This window comes from Pedobacter sp. Leaf176 (genome assembly GCF_001424305.1).
Classification (GTDB): domain Bacteria; phylum Bacteroidota; class Bacteroidia; order Sphingobacteriales; family Sphingobacteriaceae; genus Pedobacter.
In genome coordinates this window covers 343,456-358,337 of record NZ_LMPD01000003.1, presented here as the reverse complement: position 1 = coordinate 358,337, position 14,882 = coordinate 343,456, and the positions used below count along the sequence as shown (strand labels likewise).

The following is a 14,882-nucleotide window of genomic DNA, read 5'->3' as shown; positions in this document are numbered from 1 at the left end:
TGAGTTTAAATGCTTTGGCACAAGCTTGGTTGTTAAGGAAATCAAACAGTATAACCGAACAATGGATAAAAAGATAGAGAAGAAAAGATTTGGTACCAAAACCTTAATTATGTTAGGTGGCGCGATTGCTTTTATAGCGGTTGTGATTTATGGCTATACTTTATCATTAAAAAAAACATACAGTGCCGATGCCGAAAAATTGACCATAAGTAAAGTGGAATACGGCGATTTTGAAGATGTGGTGCTTTTAAATGCCAGCGTTGTTCCGTTAACTTCGGTTATTGTAAGTTCATCAGAAGGGGGAACGGTTGCTGAAATATTTACTGAGAATGGCGCTTCTGTAATAAAAGGTACGCCATTATTGAGAATCTCGAATTCTAATGCAATGTTAAGTTACACCTCCAGCCAAACCGCCGCTACCGAACAAATCAATCAGCTGCGTAAATCCCGATTAGATTTGGAGCAAAATCAAAGGGTTTTAAATCAGGATGTTTTAGATGTTGAAAATAGCTTAAGAACAGCTGCAAGACAATATCGTTTGGATAGTGCACTTTTTACAAAGAAGGTGATTACACTTCAGGAATTTAATAAATCAAATCAGGATTACGAATATTACCAGGGTAAACTTAAAATTGTTCGCCAGGCGGTAAAACAAGAGAATCAAAGCAGAAGAATGCAGCTTGCTCAAATCGATCAGTCGATGAGACAGATGAATGAAAGTTTGGAAATGATTCGCAAGAACATCGAAAATATGACCATCAAAGCACCGGTTTCTGGTAAGCTTTCTTCTTACGATCCGGTAATTGGTAAATCTTATAACTCAAACGAGATGATTGGGAAAATTGATGTATTGCAAGGATATAAATTGCAGGCTGGCGTGGATGAATACTATATTAATCGAGTAAAAGAGGGGCAAACATCGACCTGTGAATTCAATGGAAAAACCTATAACCTAACTGTTAGTAAAGTTATTCCAGAGGTTACAGCAGGTCAGTTCCAGGTGGAAATGGTTTTTAAAGGTGCTGCTCCTAATGGCCTGCGCCGTGGTTTGTCACTTCAAACCAAATTAACCTTATCAGACAACAGCAAGTCTTTATTGCTAGCTCAGGGTCAGTTTTTCCAGAGTACGGGCGGTTCATGGGTATTTGTGGTGAACAATGGCAAGGCAACTAAGAAAAATGTTAAAATAGGCAGAAAAAATTACTTGTATTATGAAATATTGGATGGTTTGCAAAAAGGCGATGAAGTAATCACATCCTCTTATGACCAGTTTAACCAATACGACGAGGTGGAGATTAATAAATAATAGCCCCACCCGGCCTCCCCAAAGGGGAGGAGAGCAAAGTGCAAAACCTAAATAAAGAAAAAGCTAACTTGTTGGCATAAAATAATTTAATATAAAAACTCCAAAAGCCCTCCCTATTGGGGAGGGTTGGGTGGGGCCTAAATACTTGATACTAAAAAGCTATGATTAAAATAGAAAATCTGGAAAAAGTTTATAAAACTGAAGAAGTGGAAACCACAGCATTAAACGGAATTAACCTTCACGTCAAAGAGGGTGAATTTGTGTCCATCATGGGGCCGTCAGGCTGTGGGAAATCTACCTTGTTAAACGTTATGGGTTTGTTGGATAAACCAGAAAGTGGAAGTTATAAGTTCATCGATACCGAACTTTTAACTTTAAACGACAGGGAGCGTTCTAATTTCCGTAAAAGAAATATGGGATTCGTTTTCCAGAATTTCAACTTAATTGATGAGTTAACTGTTTTTGAAAACATCGAATTGCCGTTGATATACAATAAAATTCCCGCCGGCGAACGCAAAACACTAGTTAACGAAATTATCGAAAGGATGAATATTGTAAACCGTAGTGGTCACTTCCCGCAACAACTTTCTGGTGGTCAGCAGCAGCGTGTTGCCGTGGCAAGAGCTTTGGTTACCAAACCAAAATTGGTTTTAGCCGATGAGCCGACCGGTAACCTCGATAGTTCGCACGGTAACGAAGTAATGGAGTTGCTTTGCGAGCTGAACGAAACGGGTACCACCATTGTAATGGTTACACACTCGAGTCACGATGCCAGTTTTTCGAACAGGATCATTAACCTAAAAGATGGTCACGTGATTTCTGAAAAAATAAATAAAAGCAAAAACGAGGAGTTGATATAAGAAAGGTTTAAGGTGAAGGGTATAAGGCGTAGGGTTAGCGCGAGTACCTTAAACCCTATACCCTTAAGCGCTCAACCTCAAAGAAAATAGTTTTAGTTTAATGATAGTCCAGCCGAATCTTCCTGGATGGGAAGATTCGGGGCGGGCGCTTAAAAAAGCAGAAAGACTAAAAAGAAACGACTAATGCAAGAAGACTTAGGCGTTTTGCAAGGTCTTGATACCTGATACTTAATACTTGATACCAAATACCTGACACTAAATACTCGATACCTTATACCTGATACCACCATGTTTAGACTTAACTTAAAAATCGCTTTACGAAACCTTTGGAAAAACAAGGGCTTCTCCCTGATCAATATCGGCGGATTAGCCATTGGTTTAGCCAGTTGTATGGTTTTGTTACTTTATGTTGCTTACGAGTGGAGCTATGATAAACAATTTACAAACAGTGATAAAACTTATGTGGTATATCAGAATGCACCTGCAAATGGAAAGATTTTCAGTTGGGCGTGGACACCAAATGCAATGGCTGAAGAGGTTGCTGCAAAAATTCCCGGTGTTAAATACGCATCACATTCTACTTATCCAAATGGAAAATTAATTAGCGCAGGCGAAAAGAAAATAAATAGTAGAGTTGTTTTTGCCGACCCATCATTTGTTAAGATATTAGATTATAAATTTATAAAAGGTAATCCAAATCAAGTTTTAAAAGGCGTAAATACGATCATCCTAACCAAATCTTTTTCACAAAAATTATTTGGCAATGAAGACCCGATTAACAAAATGGTTAAACTTGAGAATCAGGATGTATTGAAAGTAGAGGCGATAATTGAAGATGTTACTCCAAACAATAGCATAGTTTTTGAATGCATTATGCCTTGGGCGCTTTTTGAAAAAAGAGAATCCTGGGCGAAAGGAAAGAACTGGGGAAATAATATGTGCCTTACTATTGTTCAATTAAAAAACAATAGCTTTTTTACATCGGCAAATGCCGATATGAAAGGCATCTATAAAAGAAACCAAAAAGATAATACAGCAGAAGCATTATTACATCCATTAACCAAGTGGCATTTGTACGACGATTTTCAAAATGGAAAATCGGTTGGAGGAAAAATTGAACAACTTAAAATATTCCTTTTGCTTGCCTTTTGTATTCTGCTGATCGCATGTGTAAACTTTATGAATTTATCTACAGCACGTTCGGAGCGTAGGTCTAAAGAAGTAGGTATTCGTAAGGCAATTGGCTCTACCAGAAAATCTCTAATCGGTCAGTTCTTACTTGAATCGGTTTTTATAACTTTTATTTCCACTGTTTTGGCTTTCATTCTTATTGAGGTGAGTTTGCCATATTTTAATAATTTACTAAATATCGAACTGAAAATTGATTATAACAGCATGGGATTCTGGGCTACACTTTTAGGTTTAATGATTTTTACAGGCTTTATTGCGGGAAGCTACCCAGCCTTGTATTTGTCTTCTTTCGAACCTATTAAAGTATTAAAAGGTTTAAAAATTAAAACAGATTCATCCGTTTCTATCAGGAAAGTTTTGGTGGTTACTCAGTTCGTTTTTGCTGCATGCTTAATTGTTTGCACGTCCGTCATTTACCAGCAACTTAACTATGTTAAAAATAAGCCAATTGGTTATGATAAATCTAATTTGATTCAAATTGCAGTTCAAGGCAAAATGGGTGATGATAGTAAGCTGGATTTGCTTAAGACCCAATTGTTAAAATCTGGCGCAGCATCAGATGTGACTTTCTTCAGTAAAGACATTACTGAAAACGGAAACAATACAACGGACATATCCTGGGATGGTAAAAACCGGGGGGAATCGGTTTTATTTAATAATAGAGGAATAGGAAGCGATTTTATAAAAACCATTGGTACCGAGTTGATAAGTGGGAGGGAATTTTTAGCAACTTCCAAAAGCGATAGTAATAGTGTGATGTTAAATGAGGCTGCCGTAAAAATGATGGGACTTAAAAACCCGGTTGGTGCCATTATTACCTGGGGCGATACTAAGCTTACAAACGTTGGTGTGATTAAAGATTTTGTTGTTGAAAGTGCTTATCAAAAAGTGGCACCAATGATATTTTACCCGAGTTATAGAGATGGCTCATCCGTTATCATTGTTCGTTTAAATCCTAACCAAAATATCAGTTCTTCTTTGTTAACAATAGACGATTTGGTTAAAAAAATAGAGCCTGATTATCCTGTTAACCGAAAATTTGTGGATGAATCTTTTGAAGTAAAATTTCAAAACGAAAAACTTTTGGGAACGCTTTCAAACTGGTTTGGTGGCTTTGCGATCTTCATTTCTTGCCTAGGCTTATTAGGACTAGCGCTTTTCATGGCCGAACAACGCAAAAAAGAAATCAGCATCCGTAAAGTTTTAGGTGCGAGTACTGCAAATATTCTTACTCTTTTAAATAAAGATTTTATCAAGCTGGTCGCTATTGCGAACGTAATTGCTTTTCCCTTGGCATACATCATCATCAATAAATGGCTTTCTGCTTATGAATACCGCATTTCGATTTCTGCTCTGCCATTTATTATCGCCATCGGATTATCAGTTTTGATCGCCGTTTTAACCGTTAGCGTACAATCGTTGAAGGTGGCAAAGGCCAATCCTGTTGATGCTTTAAAATACGAATAAAAGCTGAAAGCTTAAAGACCAAAGACTAAAGCGAAAAGCCGGTTCTTGATACTTGATACTAACTACTTGATACTATGTTTAGATTAAACTTAAAAATCGCGTTGCGAAACCTTTGGAAAAATAGGGGCATTACTTCAATTAACATTGGTGGTTTAGCTATTGCTTTAGCTGCTTTTATTTTAGTGGTTCTGTATTTTACTTACGAAACCAGTTTCGATAAATCGAATCCGAATTATAAAAACATTTACGTCGTTGGGCGGATTGAACCTGATTTTAAAACAAACTACACTTCGCCGCCTTTGGCCAAAGCCATTAAACTGAATTTCCCCGAAGTAGAAGAAGCAGGAATTACCAAACGTGGTTTTTTCGAATTCACCATGAAGAACGGCAAAAATACATTATTTGCGAAAAACTTTATGCAGGCTGATTACAATGCAGCTAAAATTCTCGATTTGAAACCTGTAGGTGGGTTGGAAAAACCTGCTGGCGGTATCGAAAGGCTTTCGTACCTGAGTAAGGAAAACATGAAAGTACTGTTTCCTGACAAAAAAGATAACAAACCGGAAATGGTTGGTGTTGGTGCAAGCAATTCAGGTATTACCAGCAAAATCAATGGTTCAATCACTAACAATTTGCATTCAAATATTACTTTTGATGGCATTTCAATAGGCAATGAAATAGGGAAGGACGAGAACTACGGATACAATAACTACACCACGTATATTCAGGTAAAACCAGGAACAAATGTTGTAAATCTTGAGCATAAAATCACTGACTTATATCGCAAAGAATTATTAAAAGGCGAAACAGATCAAAAGATAATTGAAGAAATAAAAGGTATTTCCACGTTTTTAGACCCGCTTGCCAACTTGCACCTCAGGCCAAAGGCAGGTAATGATGCGCCCTACAAAATATTAATTGCCCTTTCAGCGCTAGGAATTTTAATTCTTGTTATTGCTTGTGTCAATTTTACAAATCTGAATATTGCTCAGGCAACGAAACGAGCAAAGGAAGTGGGAATTAAAAAGGTAATGGGCGCATACCGTTTTCAGCTTACGACGCAATTTCTCGCCGAAATATTTATTCAGTGCTTTGTAGCTACAATTATTGGATTAATTTTAGCCGAACTGGTATTGCCATATTTCAACAACCTTTTTCAGGTTAACTTATCCATCTGGACCATCGAAAATAATCTATTTTGGCAATTGCCCTTGATTTTATGTCTGATTACCATAATTGCCGGCACTTATCCAGCTTTGGTATTATCCGGTTTCAAGCCAGCGTTGGTGCTAAAGGGTAATTTTTCTACAAGTAAACAAAGTTCTTGGTTGCGAAATGGATTATTAGTCTTTCAGTTCAGTGTAGCAGTAATTTTTATTATCGGTTTATTTATTATCAATTCACAGCTCAAGTACATGCGAAGTGAGGATTTAGGTTTTACGGCAAATCAAGTCGTGTATATTAAGAACATCAGTATGTTTAATAAACCTGAAAAATTCGCTCCTGTAAGAGATAAAATTTTAAAAATTCCTGGAATAAGATCGGCCACCGTAGCCACTGATATTCCTGATGGTGCAGATGGTGGAGCTAATGGTTACACTTTCGAGGGTGTGCAATCCAGTCTGGATTTTATAGATGTAGATTTTGATTACTTTGAGACGCTTGATATCAAATTAAAAGAGGGGCGTTTTTTCTCAAAGTCATTCAGTACGGACACTGCAAATTCTGCTGTGATAAATGAGAGCACTGTTGCAAAATATGGTATGAAAGATCCGGTTGGTAAAACAATCAGAGGCTGCAATATTGATTATAAAATTGTTGGTGTAATTAAAGATTTTAAGGCTCAGGGATTTGAAAGTGCAGTTCAACCAACCATTTACTCGATTAAAAACCCTTGCGGCAATTATAAAACTCAAATTATGCTGAAGATTGAGGAAAACAAAATTTCTTCGGCTTTAGCGGCATTGAAAGCGCAATGGCCTCAGATAAATCCAAAAGATGGAGAAGATTTCAGGTATGAGTTTTTAGATGAACTTTATGGCAAACTCTTCAAAAAGCAGGAACAGTTGCAATCGGTGTTCTTTGCAGCGGCATTGCTCACCATCTTCATCGCTATTTTAGGCTTGTTTGCCTTTGCAAAGTACATCACCAATGGCAGAATTAAAGAAATCGCGGTACGTAAAATTTTAGGTGCAAGCGATGTTCAAATCTTTAAATTAATTAATAGTTCATTTTTTGTTATGGTGCTTTCGGCAAACGTAATTTCGTGGCCGGTAGCTTATATCCTAACTAAAAAATGGCTGGACACCTTCGCATACCGAATTGATTTACCTGTAATGCCATTCGTTAGTAGTGCAATAATTACCATTTTATTAACTGTAATAACGGTTAGTGTTCAGGCGAAGAAAGCGGTTAAAGCAAACCCTGTTGATGCACTTAAATATGAATAAAGTCAAGGCTAAGACTAACACAATTTGCTGTGCCTTGATACTTGATACTTAATACTTGATACTAAAAAAGCCAAGAGCTTAAAGACCAAAGACTAAAGTGAATTGGTCTTGATACCTGATACTAAATGGTTAAAGCAATTCCTGTTGATGCGTTGAAATACGAATAAAAGATGAAAGCTTAAAGACCAAAGACTAAAGCGAATTGGTCTTGATACTTGATACTAAATACTTGATACTACCATGTTCAAATTAAACTTAAAAATCGCTTTGCGGAACCTTTGGAAGAACAAAACGTCGTCTTTCATCAATGTAATCGGTTTGGCTATCGGCCTTGCAGCCTGTTTGATGTTGCTGCTATATGTTTCGTACGAATGGAATTTCGATAAGCAGGCAAAAAACTGGCGTAATGTTTATGTAGCCATGACGAATGTTCCTGGCGAGGGAAACAAGATTGCCGGCACCTTCAATGGTTCTACAACGGCATTAGGTCCTCTTTTAAAAGAAAAATTGCCGGAAGTAAAATATGTTGTCCGAATGGATTATGGCAAAAAAAGTTTAATAGCGAACGGACGAAATAGTTATAAGAAAAATTCGAAGTTTGCCGAACCTGACATCCTTAAACTATACGATTACGAGTTTATTGCCGGCGATCCGCAAACCGCATTAACCAACCCACTTTCGGTCATTTTAACAGAAAGTACAGCCAAAATTTTATTTGGAACCGCTGATGTACTGAATAAATCGGTTCGTTATCAGGATAAAGAAAATCTAACCATTACCGGCATAATTAAAGATTTACCTGAAAATAGTTCTAATCGTTTCGACTTTTTGATGCCCTGGTCATTTTACGAGATTGTCGATGACAGTGCAAAGGATTTAAACTGGACGAATTATAGTTTTGTAACCATGGTTTCGCTTAATCCGGATGCCAATATTGAGTTGGTAAACCGTAAAGTTGAGGCGTTGGTGAAGGCAAATACACCACAAAACCCACAATCACAGCCGCATTTTTTGTACCAGGCCAGCAAACTGCATTTATTTGGTAAATTCGAAAATGGTAAAAGTGTAGGTGGCGATATTGAGCAAATCTGGCTTTTTGTTGGTTTGGCCTTTGGGATATTGCTAATCGCTTGCATCAATTTTATGAACATGGCTACGGCTAAGTCAGAAAAACGGGCAAAAGAAGTGGGCATCAAGAAAACCATCGGTGCTAATCGAAGCTCATTAATTTTTCAGTTTCTGACCGAATCAATGGTATTAACTTTGGTTGCTGTTGTCGTAGCAATAGCATTGATAGAACTTTGCCTGCCAGCATTTAATCAGCTTCTGAATATAAATCTGGGGATTTCATACTTCAATACAGCAAGTTGGTTTGGTATCCTGGGGATTGTAATCACTACCGGTTTAATTGCAGGCAGTTATCCGGCATTTTACTTGTCGGCTTTTAATCCAATTCAAACACTAAAAAGAAAAATTTCGGCTAAAGGATTTTTAAGCATAAGCTTAAGGCAAGTGCTGGTTGTTGGCCAGTTCTGCTTCGCCATTATTCTGATTATTGCAACTCTGGTTATCTATCGCCAGATTCAATACATCAAAAACAAGCCGGTTGGCTTCGATGTGAATGCTTTGGTGGAGATTCCTCAGGATGGAGAATTGAAAACCAAATTCGAGCCTTTTAAAGCTGAATTGCTTAAATCCGGGGCAATAAAATCGGTGTATCAATCGTCGGTTAGTCTTTCTCATCATGGCCGCAACTTTATGGACATTACGTGGGATGGCATGACGAAGCCCGAAAATACAGTGATGTTTAATCAGGTGGCTACCTCGTATGATTTTATTAAAACAAATGGTATTAAATTACTCGAGGGACGGGATTTCTCGAAAAACTTCGCTTCGGATACAAGTGCCTTACTGGTTAGTGCCTCAGCTGTGAAGGTATTTGGTTATAAAAATCCTATCGGTAAAAGGGTAAATCTTTATGGTACTAATGCTTATATCATTGGTGTTTTTGACGATTACGTTTGGGATTCGCCTTATAAATCAAACAATCCGCAGGTTGTATTTTTAAATCCAAAGCAAACGGGCACCATTACGATGCGTCTGAATAATGCAAACAGTTTACAAAGTAATATAGAAACCATCAGCAGGATCACTAAGACTTTTAATCCCGCATATCCAACGGAACTTACTTTTGTAAACTCCTTATACCATGAGAAATACAAATCAGAAAAAACCTTAGGCATTCTTTCAAATCTATTCGGCGGACTCGCAATTTTCGTGTCTTGCATGGGTTTATTCGGTCTGGTTGCTTACAGTGCGGAGCAAAGGACAAAAGAATTTGGCGTGCGAAAAGTACTTGGCGCATCGGTTGCAAATTTAATGCAATTGCTATCCCTTTCGTTTATGAAAATGATTGTGGTTGCCATTTTTATCGCGGTGCCGGTAAGTTATTTTGCAATGAATAAATGGCTGGACAACTTTGAATTTCGTACGGAAATAAGCTGGTGGATAATTCCTGTTGCAGCTATAGGAACTTTAACGATGGCTGTAATTACTGTGAGTTTTCAAGCGTATAAAACCGCAAAATCGAACCCGGTTGATGCTTTGAAATACGAATAAAAGCTTAAAGACCAAAGACTAAAGCGAATTGCTGGTGTCTTGATACTTGATACTAAATACTCGATACTAAAATATGTTCAAATTAAACTTTAAAATCGCCATTCGAAATCTTTGGAAGAATAAAGGTTTCACACTCATAAATATTGGTGGTCTTGCCATTGGAATGGCTTGTTGTTTAATGTTGCTGCTATATGTTAGCTACGAGTGGAGTTACGATAAGCAATTTAAAAACATAGATAAAATCTATATTACAGGGTTAAATCTGAAGTTTAATGGCAAATTGGCTACAACTATGGCCTTACCAAGTAAACTTTCAAAAACAGCAATGCAAGAATTGCCTGGGTTTAAACGAAGTGCCCGTGCTTCGAATGAAAATAATGTAAAGCTTTACAGTCATGGCCGGGCTAATTTTAAGCTCACATCATTGTATGTTGATCCTGATTTTGTTAAAATTTTTGATTATAATTTTATTTATGGCGATGCAAATACGGCTTTAAATGAACCGAGCGCATTAATTATTAACAAAACTACAGCTAAAAAACTATTTGGAAATCAAAATCCTATAGGGCAAAGAATTACTTATGATGGAAAAAAAGCGCTTAAAGTTAGTGCAGTTATCGAAGATTTGCCAAAAAATCAAAGCATGCAATTCGATGTTTTGCATCCCTGGTCATTCTTCGATGAGCTTAATCCTGATGATAAAAATAATGGCTGGGGCACCATAACCTGTTTTACTTATTTCGAGTTAAAAGATAACGTATCATTAGAGGCGACAAATAAGTTGTTGCGAACGTTTATTGTTGATAAAGAGCCGGAACTAAAGGAAATGACCTACGAGCCTTTTCTTTTTCCTTATTCTAAAATGCATTTATATGAGGATTTCCAAAACGGAAAATCAGTGGGCGGCCGGGTAGATCAGGTTAAACTATTTATTTTTCTGGCTTTTTGCGTGTTATTAATTGCTTGCATCAACTACATGAATCTATCCACCGCACGTTCTGAAAAACGTGCCCGTGAAGTAGGGGTTCGTAAAGCGTTAGGCTCTTCAAGAAATACGATAATGGGACAGTTCCTAATTGAATCATTAATTCTGTCGTTTGTAGCTATGCTTATTGCATTTACCTTGTTAGAGGTATTGCTTCCATATTTCAATAATTTACTGGATATCAAAATCCTAATTAATTACAGCGCCGTGCCTTTTTGGATCACACTTTGCAGCCTGGTTTTAATTACCGGTTTATTCGCTGGAAGTTACCCTGCTTTTTACCTGTCTTCATTTATTCCTGTAAAGGTTTTAAAAGGATTCAAAGGTTCAGCGGGCTCACTTTCTATCCGCAAAGTATTGGTGGTATTGCAATTCAGCCTATCTATCTGTATGATTATTTCTGCCCTTGTAATCTACAAGCAGATTCAATATATGAGAGATAAACCGCTGGGCTTTGATGTTGCAGCTCTCGCTCAAATAGACTTGGAGGGTGAGCTGGCAAAACCGGGTAAACTGGAAGTCTTCAAAAATGAACTTAAACGTGCAGGGGCAATAGAATCAGCAAGTGAATATGCGGGTACATTTACGAGAGGTGGAAATATCACCGGCGATTTATCATGGCCGGGTAAGCCTAAAAATGACGTTTCTATAGTGAGTTACCGAAGCACAGGCTTCGATTTTGCGAATACAGCAGGGGTTAAATTGATTGCAGGACGCGATTTCTCGCCGAAATTCCCCGCAGATACAGCTACATCTTTACTGCTTAATCAAGAAGCAGTTAAACTTATGGGTTTGAAAAACCCAGTCGGTACAGTAATTCACTGGGGAGATAATCCACCACTTAAGGTTGTGGGTGTTGTTCAGGATTTTTTCAACGAATCGCTCGGTTCGAAAGTATCTCCAACAGTTTACTATTATAACCTTCGTGATAGCAAATCCTTGCTATTGAAGTTGAGTACCAGGCAATCGCTTACCACGTCAATTGATAAGATTAAAGAGGTAAGTCAACGCATAAATCCTGCTTATCCCGCTGAAATTAAATTGGTAAGTGAGGGTATGGCAGATAAAATACGAAGTGAAAAACTGTTAAGTGTGCTTTCTAATATTTTTGGTGGCTTTGCAATCTTTATTTCATGCCTTGGCTTATTAGGATTAGCACTTTATATGGCAGAACAAAGGAGTAAAGAAATCAGCATTCGTAAAGTATTGGGCGCAAATTTATCTGACATTTTGGTGCTGCTAAATAAAGATTTTATGAAATTGGTTATCATTTCAAATCTTATTGCAATTCCGGTCGCTTATATTCTGGTAAGCAAATGGCTTGAAAAATACGACTATAAAATCACCATCAATCTCTGGCCTTTTGTATTAGCCCTATTCACATCAATAATTATTGCCCTTTTAACCGTTAGCCTCCAAACTTTCAAAGTAGCGAAAGCGAATGCGGTTGATGCACTTAAATATGAATGAAAGCTGAAAGCCTAAAGACCAAAGACTAAAGCAAACTGTTTTGAGTCTTGATACCTGATACTTGCTACTAATATTACAAAAATGTTCAAACTAAACTTAACAATCGCTTGGCGGAACCTTTGGAAAAATAAAGGTTATACGCTTATCAATATTCTCGGTTTATCAATTGGGATGGCAAGTTGCATTTTGATATTCATTTTTATCCGTTATCAAATGAGTTTTGATGAAGGATTTAAAAATGAAGATAGGATTTTTAGGGTTGTTACCGACTGGAAATACAATGCTTACGATGATTTTTCGGCGGGTGTACCTGTACCTTTTTCTGCAGCCGCCAGAAATGAGATTGCAGGATTTGAAAAAGTTGGTTCCATTTTAAAAAGGGGTGGTGTTATCAGTGTAAAAGATGCTGCTGGTAAAGAGAAACTTAAATCCCGCGAGGCCGTTTACTACGCCCAGCCGGATTTTTTTGATGTTTTTAGTGATATAAAATGGATTTACAGTGCTCCTGAATTGGCATTATCAAAACCAAATTCCGCTGTTTTAACGGAAAAGTACGCAGTTAGGTTTTTTGGTAGCGTTAAAAGTGCTATTGGGAGAACCATTACTGTAGGCGATAAAACAAATTTGCTGATTGCGGGAATAATTGAAGACCTGCCACAAAATAGTAGTTTCCCCCTTGGTATTGTAATTAGCTATGAAACCTATGCTGGTAGATTTAATGAGAACTGGGACTCTGTGAACTCTAGTACTTCGAGTTATGTATTGTTAAAAGATGGACTATCTGCAGAAGATCTTCAGGCATCGTTAACCAGGTTTAATCATAAATATTATCCGATACAGAAAATAGCAGGCAATCAAACAAACAGGCTTCAGCCGTTGAGAGACATACATTTTAGCGAGAAATATGACAACTTCGCAGATTCATCTATTAATAAAAGTGAACTTTATGGTCTTGCTGTAATTGGATTGTTTCTTATCATCACTGCTTGCATAAATTTCATTAATTTAACTACAGCACAATCGGTTAATCGTGCAAAAGAAGTTGGCGTTCGCAAGGTGATGGGCGGTAAAAGGAAGCAGCTCGTAAGTCAGTTCCTTATCGAAACTTTTGTAGTAAGCCTGGTCGCCTTACTTATTGCCTGCGTTATAACTGAACTGGCTATTCCGCCGATGCAGAATTTGTTTAAAGGCACAATTGAATTCAGCTTGTTCGCTCACCCTGTAATATTCATTTTTATGACCATTCTTGTCATATTTGTGAGCTTCCTGGCAGGTTTTTATCCGGCAATAATTATTTCAAAGTTTAATCCGGCACTTGCCATCAAAAACATAATATCACTAAATAACGGTGGTTTAAGTCTTCGAAAAATTCTGGTTGTGGTTCAGTTTTCAATAACCGTAATATTGATTATCGGAACTCTAGTAATAATTAAGCAAATGCAATATGTTCAGGAAAAATCCTTAGGGTTTAATCCGAACGCTGTAGCAATGGTTGGCATCCCCACTGATAGTTTAAGCAAAATCAAATACAACACTTTCAGAGAAAGAATACTTAGCATTCCCGGTGTAAAAGAAATGAGTTTCTGTCAATCACCTCCACTTTCAAGTAACATAAATTCAAGCGATTTTACTTATAACGGAATAAAAAACGAGGATTTTGAATTAAGGAATATGCGGGCCGATGAAAATTTCTTCAAAGTTTTTGACTTAAAATTAATAGCTGGAAAAATCTTTCGCAAGAGCGATACTGCGAATGCATGTGTTGTAAATGAAACTTTTTTAAAGAAGATGCACATTTTGAATCCGCAGGATGCAATTGGAAAAGTAATTAGTGCGAGTGGGAACAACGTTCCGATTTCTGGTGTGGTAAAAGACTTTAACGACCAGTCTTTAAGAGCGCATATTTCCGGATTAGCAATTTTTCCCGGCAATGATCAATATTGGAATGTGGCTATAAAAATGGATGCAGCGCAACTTGTAGTTTCAATGAAAGAAATTGAAACTGTTTGGAATACAAATTTTCCTAATGGAATTTTCGATTCTGGTTTTGTAGATCAAAGCATCATTAACTATTATGAAAGTGAGCAAATTATGGGCACACTTTTCAAAGTCTTCGCAGGTGTAATCATCTTCATCTCCTTTATCGGTTTATTTGGGTTGATTTCTTTCGTTGCTACGCAGAGAACTAAAGAGGTTGCCATCAGAAAAGTATTAGGCGCTTCAACCCTTGAACTGGTTAAAATGCTGAATGGCTCATTCCTGATTATGGTTTTCATTGCGAATCTTGTGGCATGGCCATTGGCTTATTTGTTTGTTTCCAAATGGCTTTCGGGTTTTGCCTATCGGATTGATATCAGCATCTGGCCGTTTGCTTTCGCTATGGTAATATCAATGGCAATCACTTTAATAACAGTAAGCATCCGCTCGTATAAAGCGGCAGTTACCAATACAATTGATGCACTTAAATATGAATAGAGCTAAAAGACCAAAGATAAAAGACTAAAGCGAATGCCCATGTCTTGATACTTGATACT

Annotated in this window: 7 protein-coding genes; all 7 read left to right on the top strand. The window is 37.3% G+C overall.

Features of this window, described 5'->3' with window-relative positions; all coding sequences use genetic code 11:
- Positions 1–61: 61 nt before the first annotated feature.
- Positions 62–1,306, top strand: a complete 1,245-nt coding sequence (locus ASF92_RS10290) for an efflux RND transporter periplasmic adaptor subunit (RefSeq protein ID WP_056093244.1) — start codon at positions 62–64, stop codon at positions 1,304–1,306.
- Between the two features lie 161 nt (positions 1,307–1,467).
- Positions 1,468–2,166 carry an ABC transporter ATP-binding protein gene (locus ASF92_RS10285; protein ID WP_056091966.1) on the top strand — a complete coding sequence of 233 codons (699 nt, stop codon included), beginning with the start codon at positions 1,468–1,470 and terminating at the stop codon, positions 2,164–2,166.
- A gap of 288 nt (positions 2,167–2,454) precedes the next feature.
- Entirely contained in the window at positions 2,455–4,824 is a 2,370-nt protein-coding gene (locus tag ASF92_RS10280; RefSeq protein ID WP_056091963.1) for an ABC transporter permease, read from the top strand.
- A 74-nt stretch (positions 4,825–4,898) separates the two neighbouring features.
- The gene (locus tag ASF92_RS10275) at positions 4,899–7,274 is read left to right on the top strand and encodes an ABC transporter permease (RefSeq protein WP_056091960.1); all 2,376 of its coding nucleotides are present in this window, start codon (positions 4,899–4,901) and stop codon (positions 7,272–7,274) included.
- A gap of 240 nt (positions 7,275–7,514) precedes the next feature.
- Positions 7,515–9,893: an ABC transporter permease gene (locus tag ASF92_RS10270; RefSeq protein WP_056091956.1), complete on the top strand. Its 2,379-nt coding sequence runs from the start codon at positions 7,515–7,517 to the stop codon at positions 9,891–9,893.
- Between the two features lie 73 nt (positions 9,894–9,966).
- On the top strand, positions 9,967–12,348 hold the full coding sequence (locus ASF92_RS10265; RefSeq protein WP_056091955.1) for an ABC transporter permease: 2,382 nt from the start codon (positions 9,967–9,969) through the stop codon (positions 12,346–12,348).
- Between the two features lie 81 nt (positions 12,349–12,429).
- Complete coding sequence (locus ASF92_RS10260) at positions 12,430–14,823, top strand: ABC transporter permease (RefSeq protein ID WP_056091951.1); 2,394 nt, start codon at positions 12,430–12,432, stop codon at positions 14,821–14,823.
- Positions 14,824–14,882 lie beyond the last annotated feature (59 nt).